Origin of the sequence: Prochlorococcus marinus XMU1411, assembly GCF_017696075.1 — a bacterium.
Classification (GTDB): Bacteria; Cyanobacteriota; Cyanobacteriia; order PCC-6307; family Cyanobiaceae; genus Prochlorococcus_A; species Prochlorococcus_A marinus_V.
Window position 1 is genome coordinate 166133 of record NZ_JAAORI010000004.1, and the last position, 17031, is coordinate 183163.

Genomic DNA, 17031 nt, shown 5'->3' on the forward strand with positions numbered 1-17031 from the left:
CATGAAATATACACTTTTAATACAAGCTGGAGGAAGTGGGAAGAGACTTAAAACTTTTACCAAAAATAAACCTAAAGCATTAGTTACATATAATTCAAAACCTTTAGTAAGTCATTTAATAGATGTTTTTTCAATTAGAAACATATGTGAAAGAGTAATAATTATTGTTGATTATAAAGAGGATATTTTTATGGAATATTTGCCTTACTTGAAAAATTTCCATCCTGAAATAAAGATTGACCTTATATCAAGTAAACCAGCCAAAGGGACTGTAGCAGGTCTAAAAAAAACAATTAAAGAATTTGATATTTCATCACCAATTTTATATTCATGGTGTGATTTAGTTCCTACTTATGATTACCAATACTATAAAAAAATGATAAAGGAAGTTATTAAGATAAAAGATAAGATTACAATTTTCTATTCAAAAGGAGTAACTTGTCGTTGGTCCATAGAAAGAAAAAATAACAAAATTAATCTAATTGAAAAATCATCCTCCGAAAAAGGAGTTTTAGGTATATTTTATATTCCCAATAAAAAATTAATTGATTTTTATGGAGATTCTGGAGAATTTGTTCGTTTAATGAGCGAAAAAATTAATTTTAAATTTATAAACATAAAATCAATAGATGGATTTCTTGAACTTGGTGATTATGAAAATCTAATATCACTTTACAACGAAAAAAATACGACTCGTTATTTTAATAAAATAAAATTTGATAATGGCAAAATTATAAAAGAATCAGTTTTTAAAGATTTCCAGAAGTTAATAAAACGAGAATATAAATGGTATCTTGAGGTTTTAAAATTAGGATATATGGATATTCCTAAAGGAATAATTAAAGATGGTAATAAATTAATTATGGAGAAAATTAATGGAAAAAGTTATTTTGAAATTCAAAATGAAGATGAGATGTTGCAATATACAAAATATTGTTATAGCTCCTTATCTAATCTTCATAATCTAAATAAAGTTCCAATAAAAATAAATTCATTGGAAGAAGTTTACTTAAACAAAACAATTCAAAGAATTGAGTCTGTATTCTCTCTTCTACCAAAAAAAGAATCTAAAATTTTAATTAACAATATAGAATGCATTAATTTGGTTGCTCATAGTAATTGGCGAGATCTACTAAAAGAAAAATTTAAGAGATTATCTTTTATTAGCCACTTTAGACCTATTCACGGAGACCCTACTTTATCCAATAATATCTATAAATCTGATTCTAATTGCGTGAAATTTATTGATCCAAGAGGATATTTCTATGATGAAGGAATTTATGGAGATCCAAGATATGATTTAGCAAAATTGTATTATAGTATTAAAGGAGGATACGACTTTTTTAATAGGAAACTTTTTGATTATGAATACAATGAGAAAGTTTTCAACTTTTCGATATGGAGAAAAGATAATTTATATCTTAAAAGTATAAAATGGCTTGAAAAAAAAATAAAAAATATAGATGACATTAAAATTATTCATTCCTTTATATGGTTAAGCCTAACTGGTTATTGCGTAGATGATTATGATTCAATAATAACTTCCTATTTTATAGGATGTCAGTATTTTTCTCTTCTTAAAAAATGATTATCAATCCAAATAATAATAAAATAAATTTAAAAATTAGTAAACTATCACATACTTGGTTTATTGATTTAGACGGAACGATATTTAAACACAATAAATACAAAGAAAATGGTTTTGATATAATAGTCAACTCTAATGTGCAAAAATTCTTTGATCAGATTTCAGAAAATGATTTTTTAATTTTTACTACTTCTAGGAGTTCTTCTTTGTCTAAATTGTGTGAAACTTCTTTAAAAGAAATTCTTAATATTAAACAGAATTTTACCATTATTTATGGACTACCCCACGGAGAAAGAATTCTAATAAATGACTCCAAGCCATCAGGCATGATTACTTCTTTAGCTATTAATATTGATAGAGATAATTTTCCTGAATTTATTTTAAATGAAGACCAAAGTATTTAAATAAATAGTTTTTAAGATTATAACTATTTAATAAAAATATATAAATGTTAAACATAATAAAATAAATTTTAATTAAATATTTTTAATCCTATTAATTATTAATTGAAAATAATCTTTAATATTAATTTAAAGATTTATTTCTATTAGTTAAGCAAATTTAGTTTGTTCAAAAATCTTTATTATTCTTTATTTTTTTTTATGTATTTTAAAAAGTTCTTAATAATAGTTTAAATATAATTTATATTCTATTTATTAAAGTATAAACAAAAAAAGAAATTTCACTAATCGAATTAAAAATAATTTAAGAATTTCCTAATTTATTTTTAAGTAATTTTTTAAAAAAAAAAAAATGGAGCCAAGCGGACTCGAACCGCTGGCCACCTGCATGCCATGCAGGTGCTCTACCAGCTGAGCTATGGCCCCAAATCTTTAAACGTTAGTCTTATCAATCTATTATGAGATTTTTTACTAACGCCTGTAATTTCTATATTACTTTAAAGGATTTTATAAATCAAATCTTTGGTTAAAAATTTAAGAGAAAAAAAAGTTAAATTATTGATTATATTGAAAGCAAAATTAAATCTCACCAGCACTAAAAAACTATTTTTATTAATAAATTAATTGAGATTCTACAGGGAAATTAAATTTAGATTTTGCATTTAAGTCTTTAAGTTCTATAACTACTGATAAACCTGTTACTTGTTTATTTTGAGAATTTATAATATCTACAACACAATTTACTGTGCCCCCTGTTGCTAATAAATCGTCAATAATAAAAAAAGTTTGAAAGTCAGAAATAGAGTTTTTCTGAATTGATAATGAGTTGGAAGCGTATTCCAAATCATATGATTTACTTATAATTTCACCTGGCAATTTACCAGGCTTACGAGCAACAATTAATGGCTTGGCCAAGTGAAATGATATTGCAGAACCAAATATAAAACCTCTAGCATCTATAGCGATTATGGCATCAGAACTTTTAAGAAGATTATTAGAAGACATTTTTTTAATTAAAAAATTAAAAACTTCAGGATTTTTTAAAATTGGAAGTACATCTCTAAAAACTATCCCTTCTATAGGAAAGTCTTTATATGAATCAATTGCAAATTTCAACTTGTTATTTTTCATTTTGATGAAATTACTTTATATTTAAGGGCATTGTATCTAAAAATATGGAATCTATAAATATAGGTCTGCTTAGCGCAATGCCTGAAGAGATTGGGACTGCTATTGATAACTTAGAGAATGTAACTTTATCTGAATATGGAGATTTAAAAATATACTATGGGAAATTAAAGAAAAAAATTCCAAATTATAAATCTGTATATGTAACTTTAGCTTGGAGTGGATGGGGTAAAGTAAGCTCTGCTAGAGCAATAACAAGAATTCTATCAGGCATTAACAAAGTAGATTTAATCCTTTTTACAGGAGTTGCAGGAGCGGCAAATAAAAATCTAAATCAATGGGATATAGTCATCGCTGATGAAGTAATGCAGCATGATATGGATGCCAGACCAATTTTTGATAAATTTGTTCTACCATCTCTAAAAAAGGCAAAAATAAAGTGTAATAATTATTTGATCGACTGGATTTTTAATTCACTAACAAATCGCTTAAATAATGGCTCTTTAAAAAAATTTGGAGTGATTAGAAAGGGATTAATTGCTACAGGAGATTCATTTATTTCAGATGAAAGTGTAATAAAAAGATTAAAAGATCAAATACCTAACTTAGAAGCTATTGAAATGGAAGGAGCTGCAGTTGCTCAAGTTGCGGAGCAAGAAAGGATTCCCTGGGCAATCATAAGAGTGATTTCAGATAGTGCTAATTCTAATTCTATGATTGACTTTGATCAATTTCTCAAAGATTATGTTTTCTATTCTTGGGAATTATTAGATTGTATATTAGAAGATATTCCAAAGATACTGGTTTGAGTATTAATTAGATTTTTAATTTTATTGATTATACAAAAAATGAAAATTATTTATAAGTTGAATTTAAGTAAGTTTTTAAAATTAACTTCATTAAATAATGCTAAATCATTCAGAGGATGTTAACTTAATCTATTATTACCAATCAATAAGAAGATGATACATAAAGAAAAGATAACTTCTAGTAAAGATATTTCTTTCTTAAACGATTATTGGTCTAGATATTACAAGATATTATTCGAAGCAAGAGATGATAAAAAATTGATTGAGGCAAGAGATCTCATTCTTAATACTACCGACCAAGGAGGTAAATTAATATTTGTAGGCAATGGTGCAAGCGCCTCACTTGCAAGTCATGCTTCAACTGACTTTACTAAACAAGCAAAAATAAAATCTATCTCGTTTAATGATCACAATCTTATAACTGCCTTATCAAATGATTATGGATATGAAAAATGGGTAGAAAAAGCACTTTCCTATTATGCGGAGAAAAGAGATCTTGTTTTTTTTATAAGCGTTAGTGGACAATCTAAAAATTTAATCAATGGATTTCATTACGCAAAGCAAAAAAATATTAAAACAATAAGTTTTACAGGCGCAGATAAAAAAAACTTATTAAATACAAATTCTGATTGTGCTCTTTGGGTAAATAGTAGAGCTTATAACATCGTCGAATCAATACATACTATTTGGTTGACCTTAATTATAGATTTAATTGTTGGTGAAGCAGAGTATTCTGTTTCCTCATAAAGAACTTATAAGATAATTATGTATTTGAAGATTGATTATAAATTTTTAAAGTAATTTAATTAATTTAATTGATAAATTAATTAAATATTTCTATTAATTTATCCCTAATTTGACTCATATCTATTGATCTATTCCCCATATTTTGAACAGCAATTCCAGCCATGCAACAACCCAATGCTGCGGAAATCATTATGGATTGATTTGAAGACATACCTGTTGCCATAACTGCCAACAATGAATCGCCAGCACCTGTAACGTCTAAAGGGTTTACGCTTAGAGCAGGAAATGATTGTCTTAATATTTTCGTTTTATCATTACAGTCGTATATCAAAAAACCTTCATGACTTAACTTCATTAATAGATTGGCAGTATTTGTTTCCTTTATTATCTTTTGTGCTATAACCTCAAGACCTGACTCCTTATCCTGAAGAGCAATACGAGCTTCTTTTTCATTTGGACAAATCAATGTAAATTTTTTGAATTTCGTTACTGATCCTATCTGACTACTACATTGTAAATCACCAAATAATGGTATTTTGTATTTCGTAGCCAAGTCGATTATTACTTCTAGTATTTTTGGGGTGATAACGCCATAAACAAAGTCTGAGACAACAATTCCATCAGATATAGGGATGTTTTCTTTTAATATGTTTATTATCTTTTTTTCAATATTTTCATTTATTTTTTTTTCTTCAATCCTACTAACTCTAAAAATTTTTTGATTATCAACCATATATCTTTTTTTAAATGTAGTTGGCCTAGTCTTATCTTTTATCAAGTAAGTTTTTATTCCTTTTTTATTCAACTCTTGCTGTGTGTAATTACCGATATCATCCTCCCCAATTACTGAAATATATTTAGCTTCAGCTCCAAGTGCATTAATATGAGACGCGACAATAGAAGCTCCACCTAAAAAGTTTTTATAATTCATTTCTTTCACAACAATTACTGGCGCTTCTGAACTTAGTCCTAAAGGTTCACAAGCAAGATATTGATCAATAATTGTATCCCCGATAACTATTATTTTAGTTGATTCCCATTTTTCTAAAGCACTCAAAAGTATTTCAAGGTTTAAAGATTGTCTTGAAATAGATTCACGAAATTGTTTATACCTATCTTTTTGAATTTTACTCAGAGATTTATCTAAAAGGTTTGTAGATGAATATGTTATTTCCCCAGCATGAAAAAGGATTTCTTTCTGATTATTTTTATGAATTTTGATAGCAGACTTTATATTTTGTGTTTGTTCTTTTTCATGATTCTTGCCAAAAATTAAAACTTCTGGATTAACTATACTTACTGCCGCTTCTAACTCGTCACCTTCTAAAAGTATTATATGATCAACTATATCTAGATGGGCTATGGTAGTAGCTCTCTCTTTCTGGTTAAATTGCAATTTTACTTTCTCAACTTTAGGATTATCCCCCATTAGAACTAATATTAGAGATTGACCTTGTTGTTTAGCATAATTTAAATATCTAATATGACCATGATGAAAAGAACTGAAATGACCATATACCATGGAACATTTTTTTACTGGATAAGCATCTTTAATTGAATATATCTTTGTCATACTTCTATTTATTATTTTTATTTTACACTAATAAAAATATACAATTTTAATTTTTAAAAGTATTTTTAGCTAATTCTAAAGTCTCAGGAGTTCCAATATCAATAAATGGCTTATCAGTATGAAATGTTTGTATTTTGCCAATAAAATCTGGGATAATATCTAAGCTAAAATCATAATAATTTGATAGTGGTTCTTCAAGAGAATCGAATAAATTTTCTTCAAATATATAAATAGCAGCATTTGCTCTATTGGATGGAGGATTTTGAATTTTTTCATGAAATCTCTTTACTAAACCTTTCTTATCTATTTCTACTATCCCACTTGAAGATGGATTAGGGCTATTAAATGTAAGCATAGTAAAAATTGCATTGCGCGACCTTTTATAGTGTGCTTTTAAGAGTAGAGATAAATCAAAGTCTGTTACATTATCAGCATGAATCAAAATTCCAATTGAATTTTCGAAAAAATTTTTATTATGAATAAGAGTGCCAGCAGTTCCAAGCAATTTTTTTTCTCTAGAAATAGATAGTTTCATTTTTTTATAATTTAAATCATGAATATAATTCTCAACTTTTTCGGCTTTATAGTGCGTGTTTATCAAAACTGCTTCTGTTCCTATTCTATCTAATTCTTTTAACCATCTTCCTAAAACTGGGGCACCTGATACTTTAACAAGACATTTAGGAATGCTAGTGGTTAGGGGCTTTAATCTACTTCCAATTCCTGCTGCTAAAATTAAGGCCCTTACTCTTTTTGTCATTTTAAAAAATAATTTATAAATTAAATATCATTTATTTGTAATTACAGTTTAATTAATAGATCGATCGGGAACGACTTCATATCATTTATTAGATACAATGAACTCCTATTTTTATAATTTTGGAAAAATTTTACAACTGAATCTTTTTCTTTTTTTCCATGACCTGTTTCGGTATGAATAACATTAACTATACCAGCATTTATTCCAGCGATTAAATCACTTAGTCGATCACCCAAAATTATTGATTTTTTAATATCTATATTAATCTTTTTAGCTACATAATTTATCATTTTTGGACTTGGTTTACGCCAGCTATCTTTTTTTGATTCAGGACCCAAACCATTTGCTAATATTGCATTTATTGGAAATGGTGATCCAATATCTCTAATAATCCTTTTTGTAACAAGTTCATAATCTTCCCATGAAAAAACCCCCCTTGCTATACCTGATTGATTTGATATTACGACTACATACCATCCGTTATTTCTGGCAAGATGCATGATTTTTAAAATCCCTTTTTCAATTTCAACCTTTTCTGGTTCTTTTAGGTAATGGCATTCTTTAATTAAGACGCCATCTCTATCTAAGAATAAGCAAGGCCTTTTTATGTTCCTTATAGAATCAAATTCATGGAATTTGCTTTCAAAATATTTACAATTTAATCCTTCAATTAACATCTATAAATTCATGAAATATATTTTATTTTATAATTTTTTTAATTATATACTTAGAAGTTTGAAAACAGCATGTCCAAGCTGGAGAAATTGAATTAATCAAATGATACTTATTATCATTATTCAAAAAAATAAAATCCATTTCTAAAGAATTATTTTTTTTATTTATTAATTGTGGTCTTATGCCTGGTGAATACCACTCAAATAAATTTTGTATGAGTTTAAAATGTGTTAACTTTTGAGCCTCTTTAATAAATTTATCTTTATTTAAAAATGAAATTTCTTTAAGAGCCAGATCTCTAAATTTAAAATTATTTTTCAAAAACAAACTTGATTGGGTAGCCAAAATTTTTGGTAACAAATTCATATCAATTCCCTTAAATAATGAATAATTTTCTGGCGAGAATGCTGGTAAAGCAGTGGGACCTAGTTTTAAATATTTATCAAAAGTTAGAGTTGTATGAATTCCCAAAAATGGCGTTTCAATATTTGGAACAGGATAAATATGACAATTAAAATTTCTTAACACATGCTTTGATTTTAAATATAATCCCTTAAATGGAAGAATTTCATAATTAGTTTTTAGTCCAAGTAATTTTGCGATTTCTAGACAATAGCCTCCAGAATTATTAATTAGCACATCATAGAAATATTTTTTACCTTTTTGGTCAATAACATAATTATCTGAAGCGCCTATAATTTTTGTTGAATATATAATATTAACTCCTAGTTCGATTAATTCTTTTTCTAAATTATTTATTAAAGCCCTAGGAGAAGCACTCCAAGTATTAGGCGACCATAAGAATTTATCTACAGTTTTTGCTAATGGTTCATAATATTGAAGATCTTTTTCTAATAGAAGTTCTACATTGCAATTATTTCTTTTGCCTCTTTCATATAACAACTCAAGTGTATTAATTTCAGAGGGATTTCTCGTGATTACAACTTTGCCACATTTATTTATTGGAATACCATTTTGAATGCAATATTGTCTCATTAATTTATTTGCATTTGAACAAAATTTTCCTTTTTGGGAATTTGGATCATAATAAAATCCAGCATGAATTACCCCACTATTTCTTCTTGATGCGTGGGAACCTAATTCTCCCTCTTTTTCAATAAGTAGTACCTTCTTAAAAAATCCACTCTTGATAGCTTCTCTAGCAGTAGTTAAGCCTATTATGCCACCACCAATAATTAATAAGGATCCGATTTTTTTCATTAAAAATTTTTTTCTAATTAAATTTCATATCTTTAGAGATAAATTCTAAATATTTATTAACTAGAAAAATATTGCTTTATCAAAGACATGTCTAATCCACTTTTTTTTAAAAGTTCTTTATGTCCATATATTTCGAAAATATATTTATGTTTTAAATTCATATTCGAAAAATTATGCTTTAAATTTAAAGGTAATAGTTCAGATGCTAAAGCTTCATATAAACCCCCAGATTGATAATGCTCTTCTATGATTAGGATATTAGATTCTTTTTCTAAATTTGAAATAATTTCAACTAAAACTTTGATGCTATCATTATTTATTTTAGACAAACAAATAAGAGACGCATCAATATTATTTGAATCTATTTCACTTAAAATTGAATAAGAAATACTTCCATGAGTAAGAATAATATTTTTACTTAAATTCTTACTTTTAAAACAAAAAATATTCTCAAACAACTTTACTCTATTCTCTAAATTATTTTCTCCTCCTTTAGATAATCTTATATACGAAGGCTCTTTCTTATCTTTACTAAGCAGATAACTTTTATTAAGAGTATCTACAACATTTTGTGGGTCAAAAGGACAAAAAATATTCAAATTTGGAATTGTACGCGCCAAAGCTATGTCTTCACAGGAGTGATGAGTAGAGCCTAATTTGTCATAAGCTAATCCGCCACCTACTCCCACAAGAATTACATTTTGATTATTTATACCTATATCAACTCTTATCTGCTCATAAGCCCGCATTATTAAAAAAGGAATAATAGTGTAAACAAAAACAATTTTTCCTTCTGAGGCTAAACCTGCAGCTACTGAAACCATATTTTGTTCAGCTATCCCACAATTTATAAATCTATCTGGAAACTTATCTATAAATTCGTCAAATATTTTGAATCCAATATCTCCCGCTAATAAATAAATATTTGAATCTTTAGTTGCAAGTTCAACTAATTCTTTAGAGAAAGCATTCCTAATTTTTCTGTTCCTCCAATTCTCTTAAAGCAATTTCATATTCATGATCTTTTATTTTTCTATGATGCCATTTAGGGTCAGCCTCCATAAAAGAAACTCCTTTTCCTTTGATAGTATCACAAATTAAAACCAAAGGTTTTTCCTTTAGAAATTCAGGATTAAAATGATTATTTATTTCTTCAACTAAATTATCAATATTATGGCCATCTATTCTTTTAGCCTCTAAACTCATTCCTCCAATTTTTAATTCTAGGTTCTCTACAGAAAGTATTTCATCGGTTCTTGCAAGAGATTCTTGTCTATTATTGTCAATCATAACTAAAATATTATTTAAATTATGTTGTGCCAGAAACATTAACGCTTCCCAAATCGAGCCCTCATTCATTTCTCCATCTCCAAGGATACAAATATATTTTTTGTTTTTATTCGCGAATGCTTTCCCACAAGAAATTGATAATCCATGACCAAGAGATCCAGTAGACCATGTTATTGAATTAGTTGACCCTTTTTTTGGGTGGCCTCCAAATCCAGATTTTTCATTATAAAAATTATTTAATGCATTATTTTTTAATTCACCAGTTCTTACAAGCGTTGCTATCCAAGCAAGGAGACAATGACCCTTACTCAAAATTAACTCAAAAGAAGAGAACCCTTTAAAGGCGTAAATACTCGATAACATGTCAATTACACTAAGGGAGCCTCCTAGGTGCCCCCCTTTTACCCTATAAACAGTTTTAATAATATCAATACGACTTAGATAGGAATATTCTTTCGCTTTTACTGAAAATGTCCTTAAGTTCTGCATGTTCAATTAATTTTTGGCTTGCTTCAATATATAGTTCAGATTTTTTTAACTGATCCTTTAATATAATATTATATCTTTTAATTCTAGAAGGATCAGCTAGAGCTCTTAAATTCCATATATTAGGTAAAAATTCATTTAAAACTATTAAGCTCCATTTAAGAGAGAAGAAACAACTGAATAAGTGTAAATTAACTAAATCCTTTTTGGATATAAGTTCATTTAGAAAAAATTTTGACCAAATGTCTCTTTTTGTCAATAAAGATTGATTTCTTGGATGAATTAAATAATCTATATATTGCTTAATTGGTGAATCAAGACCTGCATATTCTAAATCAATTATATATGATTTTCTATTTTTATTAACTATCGAATTAAGAATACATGTATCTGCATGACTAAAAGTTAATTCTGAAAAGATCTCTAAATTTTTAAATTTATCTTCTATAAAAATTAATTTATTTTTTATTTTATTTAGTATTCTTTGATAATCTTTATTAGAAATATAGTCATTATTTAAATGCTGATTTAATCTCTTTAATATTTGCTGAAAAGCAATATTTGGGCTCTCAAAAGATTCTTTAGAATATAGTAATAATTTTTCTGGTGATCTCAATGTATTTTTTATAATTTTGATAATTAGATCTTCATAAAGATATGTTTTTTGTTCTCCATCAATAAAAATTTCTTCGATATATTCATAATAAATAGAATTATTTTCTCGATTTATATTAATTATTTTTGGAGTAATTTCAATTGGCAATTTTTGAAGATAAGTTGAGATAAAATACTCTTGATAAAAATTTATTTTTCTTTCTTTAGAAAAAGTTTTTTTTAATAAGCAAGTATCATTAACAAATATTTTCTGTATAGCACTATTTCCATGATTCATAATTATGAGCCATTAAGGTTTTTATAAATATCATTCCATGAATTTATATTTATTACCGATAAGTCTTGATTAATTTTTACTGGCTCAATTAAATTTGAACCTTGAAAGAGGAAATTTATACATTGATCTCCAGGCTTTAAATAATCTAAATATTCTTTATGAATACTAATAAGATCATCTATTAATATTTGAGGCTTAATATGCTTTATTAAATCAATTTTTTCTTTTTTAGTTTCACAGAATATTACTCCTGATATATATGGCGACAAACTAGTTTCCTTAATCCATTTAAAAATTCTCAATAATGATATTTCTCTGATATTAATTTTAGAACTAGAACCCATTCCATAATTAGTTCTATGACTAATTAAATATAATTTATATCCTTTATTAGCTAAAAAAATAAGGCTATTTATTGATCCTTCATAAAACTGAATTCCATGAACCTTAGAGTAAATATCAGATTGTACATTTTGCCAAATATCATCGCCTAATTTCGACTTTATTATCTCCTTTATTTTAAATACTGATTGTTTAGGATCTATATAATTTACAAAAAAATCAGCATCTATATTTTTTATAAAATTTGCAATAGCTAATCTATAATCTACAAGAGTATTATCAATATCAACTATTGCCTTCATCTTATAGATAGTTCTTTTAATCTCTTTACAGTGTAGGCCATCTTACTATCATTTAAAGTGCCTTCTTTAAAAGCTTTTATAATATCATTAATAGCATCATTTACTGTTTTTTCTGGCTTATATCCAAGAGAGAGCAAAAGATCGCTACATTGCCTATATGATCTTGGATCGTTTGATTCCTCAACTTGTATATTACAGCTAGGGATTTGATTCTTAACTCTTTTAGCTATATCCATTATTGAGATATTTTCAAAACCTGCATTAAAGCAACCTGAAGGAATATTATTTGCATTTAAAAGAAAGAATTCATAAATCCCACAAATATCGTCAATATGAATATTAGGTCTAATTTGATTACCACCAAATACTTTAATTAAATTATTTTTCAAAGCAGAATAGGTAAGGATATTTACTGCTACATCTAATCTCATTCTGGGAGAAACTCCACAAACTGTAGCTGGCCTAATACAAAAAATTTTCATATCATTTTGATAACTAAGAAAAACTCTCTCTGCGACCATTTTGGTTTTGTTATATTCTGAAATAGGGCATAAATCAATTTTTTCTGTAACTTTTTCTTTATCACTTATACCGTAAACACTACCAGAACTGGCATAGATAATATTTTCTACTCCTGAATCTAATGCGAAGGAAGCAATTCTTTGACTAGCAAGTACATTAACTTCCCAGCTTAAAATTGGATTCAATTCAACAGCAGGATCATTCGCAATATTAGCCAAATGAATTATTGTACTTACATCCTTAAAATCACTTTTAGATATGTTTCGAATATCCTTTATAACTTTTTCTAAATTTGGATGATTTAATAAATAATCACCAAACCAATTGGTATCTATTGATTTTACTCTATACCCCATAGCTAAAAGTCTATTAACTAATAGAGTTCCTTTATATCCATTACCACCTGTTACTAGAATTTTTTTCATTAAGAAAATGATAAGCTTAGTCAAATAATAACATTATGGTTATTTGGATTTCCTTGATAATTAAATTAAAAAATTTTTGATTTTTATATTTATAAATAATTATGAATTATTTTATTATTAATTTTTTTTAGATTATAGAAGCTTTTAAAGTTATTACTTAAGATGAATTGCCTTTTATAAAGAGTGATATCAGGATTCAAAAAAAAATATAAAAATACAATATTAATCATTGGTTCTAATGGTCAAATTTGCTTACCTATAATAAAAAAAATATTACTTTCGTTGGAATTTAATTTAATTATTTGCTCTAGGGCAAATAATATTGATAGTTCGTTCTTATTAGATAAAAGTGTTGAATATATAAAAGTAAAGACTTATTCATTTGAAAATATTAAAAGCATATTAGAAATTTATAAACCTGAAATATTAATATATACCTTAGCAGTTGGATCAGTTAGAGGATTAACTTATGAGACTAATGAAATTAATTTTATTAATAAGATATTGCCTTTAAAACTTATTAATTACTATGATTCTAACCTTACAAATATAAAACCATTATTTATAACTTTTGGAAGTACAGGTGAGTATTCAGGTTTACCATCAAATACCAAAATAAATGCTAATACAAATGCAAAACCAATAACTGATTACCAAAAAACGAAATGGGATTTTTTTAAACTAGCTTTAGAATATTCTTATAAAAGAAATACTATAAACCATTATCATCTTGTTCTAAGTTCTGTATATGGTGGTAATGAAAATAAAACAAGATTAATACCCAAAGTATATGAATCAATTATTTTCTTAAAATATTTGGAGGTTATAGACAGTTTAAACAAAAGGGACTATATATCTACAAATGATATTTCTGATATTATTTATAATTTAATTTTAGAAAAAGAAGACAATTATAATAAAAATTCCCTTTATACAAAAAGAATAATTTGCTGCTCTGGCGAACGATTAACTAATAAATCTATTGTTTTATTAATATCAAATATTTTAAAACAAGATATCCATAATATAAAATTTACGGAAGATAAAAATGATAAAGATTTATCTTATTCATTAGAGTTTGAAAGTACTCAATTTACGAGAATTCTAAGAAGAAAACCTCAAAATATCAATAATATAAAAAAAATAGAAAATTTGATTGAATTAAATATATTTAACAAGCAATAAATATTATTTAAAATAATCCTTTTAAATAGCGATTTTTAAACAAAATAATCTTATATGATAAAATTTTAAAATTTGTAGATTGAGGATTATTTGTTTGATTTTTGTAAAAATAAAAAACTTTTTAAAAAGATTTTTAAAATTGATAAAAAGAAAAATTTTATTTTTAGATTTTCTTTTACTTCCTTTACAAGCTTTATGGGAAACAATTTATTTAGTAAGAAATTTACCCGCCGATTCTCATGTAATTGTTATAAACTCTAACTCAAGTTTTGGTTGGCAAGTTACAACCATGGCATATGCAAAAGAAATCTATAAAAATGAAAAGATATTAAATTTGCAATTATGTAGTAATAGAACAAATAAAGTCATATATAAAACTTTTGGTAGTAATTTTTCTCAGATATTGTATTCTCCATGGTCTTTTAGATTAAAGTATAGAAGAGGATTAGATATTTTACTAAGAGCCTTTTTTCAATTATCTACAGTTGTTTTAAATATTAAAAAACCTATTGATGAGGATGAAAATAAGGATCAATATTCAATTTTAATTTGGTATGAACTTTACAAAATTCAGAGACCAAAAGATAAGCAAAAATATTTTACTGTCTCTAATGGAAAAATTTCTTTAAAAACAAGAACAAGTGATATTTTTCGTATTAATAGGATGCCTCGAAAAAAAAATGATCGATTAGTTTTACCTAATGAACTTAGATCTTTGGCTAAAAAAATTATTAATGAAAAAAAGCCTGATTTTGACTTTGATAATTTTGTTCTAATAAATGATCGTAAAGCTAGATCTGAAAATGGATCAGACAAAATCAGGGGATCAAGCTTTGAGATTTATTCCCTACTTATTGATCAAATTTTAAAAGAGGGTAAAAGCATTGCAATTTATTCAAGTTCAATAGATCCAAAAATAATTAGTAATACAAATCCTTACTTTTTAGATGCATTTAGCATTAATAATGAAAAAGAATTAATCAATAGTTTTTTACTAACTGAATGCAAACAAATGATATCTCAAAATTGTGGCGCAATTATAGTGCCCTGGCTTTCAAGTATTCCAATATTGACCATTGATCATTTTCCTCTTTACATTGAACTTTCTAAAGCACAAGATATTGTAATGCCTTTAAAATTCAAAAAAAATGGTAGATATGTAAGTTTTAAAAAAATTATTAATAAGTACCCTGAGATCTTTCAAAGTATTTCTAGTTCAACACTACCAAGAGGTTTTGAAGTTGAAAAAAATTCTGCAAAAGATCTTTTATATGCATATAAAAATATGTATTTAACAAAATATAATAAATTTCCCGCTGAGGCTCCATACCTTAAAAGAGGCAAATCTTATTTTTATGATTATTCTTTAATAGAACAATCTCAGTAATTTATGATTATTTGATTTCTTTTAAAAAACCATTTCAATAACTTCACTTGAGGGATATTTTAGTAACGTTTTATTAGTTAATTTTTTTATAAGAGTTTCACTTTGATTTATGATTATAAATCTAAAATTAAATTTTTCCTTTAAAGAAAATTCATCCAGCTTCATTATTGGAATAAAATCTTGATTACTTAAATTATAAGTTCCATTTCTTGCATCATCTAAAATCACACTAACCTTTATATTGTGTTTTAAAAATAATAATCTTGAGAAAACAAATGTAAGTGGAGATGCAAGCCAAAAACAATATTTAATATTTTTATCTGAATCAATTATTTTTTTTAAACATAACTCTAGGTCCTGAGAAAGTCTATCAATTTTTATATCAATTTCATTATTTAAATTATTTTTGAATATATTTTTATAAATTGAGTTTATTTTGCATTCTTTAATATTATCAATTGTTGAGTTTTTAGAAAAAAAATTATGTATTGCCACAGATCTTATAAATGAATCTTGATAGAATTTATATAAATCAATCTTTGTTTTTGAAATTAATTTATTTTTCTCAAATTGCAAAAGTGAAAATGATTTATTAAGTATTCTTAAATATGATTTAGTAACTGAGTCACCTATATAGCTTGATAGACCTAAATTATATGTTTTATGAAGAACAATTTTTGGATAAAAAGACCATGTTTTTGATTTTAGAAGATATTCCAATAAAAAAATTACATCTTCCCCAACTATTGCATCAATAAATTGAATTGAATACTTTTTTATAATTGAGTTTTTAAATATAACACCCCAACATTCACCCATTCTTAATTTATACTTACATATTAAAAAATATAAAATATCAATATTAATTTCTTTATTTATTTGATCTGATATTTGTAGAATTTCCTTTTCAAAATTGACTTGAGAATTTCTATATGGAACTAACTTTGAAAAAAATATCATATCTGATTTAAGAAAATATTCTTCCTGTTCAATTGTGAAATTACTTTCTTTGAGATAGTCATCTGAATCTATGAAGAAAAAATAATCACTTGAAACAGCCTCTAGAGCTATCTGCCTATTTTTTCCGACTCCTTTATTGCTTTCAGAAGTTATAATTTTATGCTCTCTACCTTTTAAAAGATTTCTTGCGATTTCAATCGTTTTATCTTTAGAAAAATCATCAGATATGATAATTCTTACAGGTAAACCCAAGATTTTTTTTGGTATTGATTCTATGCATTTGTTTATTACTTTCTCGTCATTAAAAGTAGTAATTAAACAATCAATTTTCATTTTTT

17 protein-coding genes and 1 tRNA gene are annotated in these 17031 nt (G+C 25.9%); 6 read left to right on the plus strand and 12 right to left on the minus strand.

Features of this window, described 5'->3' with window-relative positions:
- The first annotated feature begins 1 nt into the window (after position 1).
- Positions 2-1588: a sugar phosphate nucleotidyltransferase gene (locus tag HA145_RS06975; RefSeq protein ID WP_209128474.1), complete on the plus strand. Its 1587-nt coding sequence runs from the start codon at positions 2-4 to the stop codon at positions 1586-1588.
- Positions 1585-1992 (plus strand): hypothetical protein, encoded by a 408-nt coding sequence (locus HA145_RS06980; protein WP_209128475.1) that lies wholly within the window; start codon positions 1585-1587, stop codon positions 1990-1992. The genes HA145_RS06975 and HA145_RS06980 overlap by 4 nt, the downstream gene beginning before the upstream one ends.
- A 350-nt stretch (positions 1993-2342) precedes the next feature.
- Here the strand turns inward: HA145_RS06980 and HA145_RS06985 are convergent.
- Positions 2343-2415 (minus strand) — tRNA-Ala (locus HA145_RS06985).
- A 186-nt stretch (positions 2416-2601) separates the two neighbouring features.
- Positions 2602-3120: an adenine phosphoribosyltransferase gene (locus tag HA145_RS06990; protein WP_209128476.1), complete on the minus strand. Its 519-nt coding sequence runs from the start codon at positions 3118-3120 to the stop codon at positions 2602-2604.
- A gap of 44 nt (positions 3121-3164) precedes the next feature.
- Here HA145_RS06990 and HA145_RS06995 point away from each other — a divergent pair, with 44 nt between their 5' ends.
- On the plus strand, positions 3165-3926 hold the full coding sequence (locus HA145_RS06995) for a 5'-methylthioadenosine/adenosylhomocysteine nucleosidase (RefSeq protein WP_209128477.1): 762 nt from the start codon (positions 3165-3167) through the stop codon (positions 3924-3926).
- Positions 3927-4079: 153 nt separating this feature from the next.
- Positions 4080-4673, plus strand: coding sequence for an SIS domain-containing protein (locus HA145_RS07000; protein WP_209128478.1), 594 nt, complete (start codon positions 4080-4082; stop codon positions 4671-4673).
- A 76-nt stretch (positions 4674-4749) separates the two neighbouring features.
- On the opposite strand, the gene HA145_RS07005 is transcribed toward HA145_RS07000, so the two are convergent.
- The 9 genes from HA145_RS07005 to HA145_RS07045 are packed head-to-tail and all read right to left on the minus strand — an operon-like array spanning position 4750 to position 13161.
- On the minus strand, positions 4750-6246 hold the full coding sequence (locus HA145_RS07005) for a PfkB family carbohydrate kinase (RefSeq protein ID WP_209128479.1): 1497 nt from the start codon (positions 6244-6246) through the stop codon (positions 4750-4752).
- Positions 6247-6292: 46 nt separating this feature from the next.
- Positions 6293-7006: a nucleotidyltransferase family protein gene (locus tag HA145_RS07010; protein WP_209128480.1), complete on the minus strand. Its 714-nt coding sequence runs from the start codon at positions 7004-7006 to the stop codon at positions 6293-6295.
- A 41-nt stretch (positions 7007-7047) separates the two neighbouring features.
- Positions 7048-7683, minus strand: a complete 636-nt coding sequence (locus HA145_RS07015; protein WP_209128481.1) for an HAD-IIIA family hydrolase — start codon at positions 7681-7683, stop codon at positions 7048-7050.
- A 22-nt stretch (positions 7684-7705) separates the two neighbouring features.
- Complete coding sequence (locus tag HA145_RS07020; protein WP_209128482.1) at positions 7706-8902, minus strand: NAD(P)/FAD-dependent oxidoreductase; 1197 nt, start codon at positions 8900-8902, stop codon at positions 7706-7708.
- Positions 8903-8958: 56 nt separating this feature from the next.
- Positions 8959-9879 (minus strand): transketolase family protein, encoded by a 921-nt coding sequence (locus HA145_RS07025; RefSeq protein ID WP_209128652.1) that lies wholly within the window; start codon positions 9877-9879, stop codon positions 8959-8961.
- Positions 9875-10681, minus strand: coding sequence for a 1-deoxy-D-xylulose-5-phosphate synthase N-terminal domain-containing protein (locus HA145_RS07030; RefSeq protein WP_209128483.1), 807 nt, complete (start codon positions 10679-10681; stop codon positions 9875-9877). The genes HA145_RS07025 and HA145_RS07030 overlap by 5 nt, the downstream gene beginning before the upstream one ends.
- Positions 10620-11570 (minus strand): hypothetical protein, encoded by a 951-nt coding sequence (locus HA145_RS07035; protein ID WP_209128484.1) that lies wholly within the window; start codon positions 11568-11570, stop codon positions 10620-10622. Before HA145_RS07035 ends, HA145_RS07030 begins: the two co-directional genes overlap by 62 nt.
- 2 nt (positions 11571-11572) lie before the next feature.
- Complete coding sequence (locus tag HA145_RS07040) at positions 11573-12214, minus strand: hypothetical protein (RefSeq protein ID WP_209128485.1); 642 nt, start codon at positions 12212-12214, stop codon at positions 11573-11575.
- The gene (locus HA145_RS07045; protein WP_209128486.1) at positions 12211-13161 is read right to left on the minus strand and encodes an NAD-dependent epimerase/dehydratase family protein; all 951 of its coding nucleotides are present in this window, start codon (positions 13159-13161) and stop codon (positions 12211-12213) included. Before HA145_RS07045 ends, HA145_RS07040 begins: the two co-directional genes overlap by 4 nt.
- Before the next feature lie 183 nt (positions 13162-13344).
- On the opposite strand from HA145_RS07045, the gene HA145_RS07050 reads away from it, so the two are divergent.
- Both HA145_RS07050 and HA145_RS07055 read left to right on the plus strand, forming a co-directional pair.
- Positions 13345-14346, plus strand: coding sequence for an NAD(P)-dependent oxidoreductase (locus tag HA145_RS07050; protein WP_209128487.1), 1002 nt, complete (start codon positions 13345-13347; stop codon positions 14344-14346).
- 139 nt (positions 14347-14485) lie between these two features.
- The gene (locus HA145_RS07055; protein ID WP_209128488.1) at positions 14486-15733 is read left to right on the plus strand and encodes a TIGR04372 family glycosyltransferase; all 1248 of its coding nucleotides are present in this window, start codon (positions 14486-14488) and stop codon (positions 15731-15733) included.
- A 21-nt stretch (positions 15734-15754) separates the two neighbouring features.
- Here the strand turns inward: HA145_RS07055 and HA145_RS07060 are convergent, their stop codons facing one another.
- On the minus strand, positions 15755-17026 hold the full coding sequence (locus HA145_RS07060; protein ID WP_209128489.1) for a glycosyltransferase family 2 protein: 1272 nt from the start codon (positions 17024-17026) through the stop codon (positions 15755-15757).
- Between the last annotated feature and the right edge of the window lie 5 nt (positions 17027-17031).

Excerpts from the sequence above, each read along its gene's own strand:
- HA145_RS06975 (WP_209128474.1), top strand. The coding sequence starts at position 2 with ATGAAATATACACTTTTAATACAAGCTGGAGGAAGTGGGAAGAGACTT.
- HA145_RS06980 (WP_209128475.1), top strand. The coding sequence starts at position 1,585 with ATGATTATCAATCCAAATAATAATAAAATAAATTTAAAAATTAGTAAA.
- HA145_RS06990 (WP_209128476.1), bottom strand. The coding sequence starts at position 3,120 with ATGAAAAATAACAAGTTGAAATTTGCAATTGATTCATATAAAGACTTT.
- HA145_RS06995 (WP_209128477.1), top strand. The coding sequence starts at position 3,165 with ATGGAATCTATAAATATAGGTCTGCTTAGCGCAATGCCTGAAGAGATT.
- HA145_RS07000 (WP_209128478.1), top strand. The coding sequence starts at position 4,080 with ATGATACATAAAGAAAAGATAACTTCTAGTAAAGATATTTCTTTCTTA.
- HA145_RS07005 (WP_209128479.1), bottom strand. The coding sequence starts at position 6,246 with ATGACAAAGATATATTCAATTAAAGATGCTTATCCAGTAAAAAAATGT.
- HA145_RS07010 (WP_209128480.1), bottom strand. The coding sequence starts at position 7,006 with ATGACAAAAAGAGTAAGGGCCTTAATTTTAGCAGCAGGAATTGGAAGT.
- HA145_RS07015 (WP_209128481.1), bottom strand. The coding sequence starts at position 7,683 with ATGTTAATTGAAGGATTAAATTGTAAATATTTTGAAAGCAAATTCCAT.
- HA145_RS07020 (WP_209128482.1), bottom strand. The coding sequence starts at position 8,902 with ATGAAAAAAATCGGATCCTTATTAATTATTGGTGGTGGCATAATAGGC.
- HA145_RS07030 (WP_209128483.1), bottom strand. The coding sequence starts at position 10,681 with ATGCAGAACTTAAGGACATTTTCAGTAAAAGCGAAAGAATATTCCTAT.
- HA145_RS07035 (WP_209128484.1), bottom strand. The coding sequence starts at position 11,570 with ATGAATCATGGAAATAGTGCTATACAGAAAATATTTGTTAATGATACT.
- HA145_RS07040 (WP_209128485.1), bottom strand. The coding sequence starts at position 12,214 with ATGAAGGCAATAGTTGATATTGATAATACTCTTGTAGATTATAGATTA.
- HA145_RS07045 (WP_209128486.1), bottom strand. The coding sequence starts at position 13,161 with ATGAAAAAAATTCTAGTAACAGGTGGTAATGGATATAAAGGAACTCTA.
- HA145_RS07060 (WP_209128489.1), bottom strand. The coding sequence starts at position 17,026 with ATGAAAATTGATTGTTTAATTACTACTTTTAATGACGAGAAAGTAATA.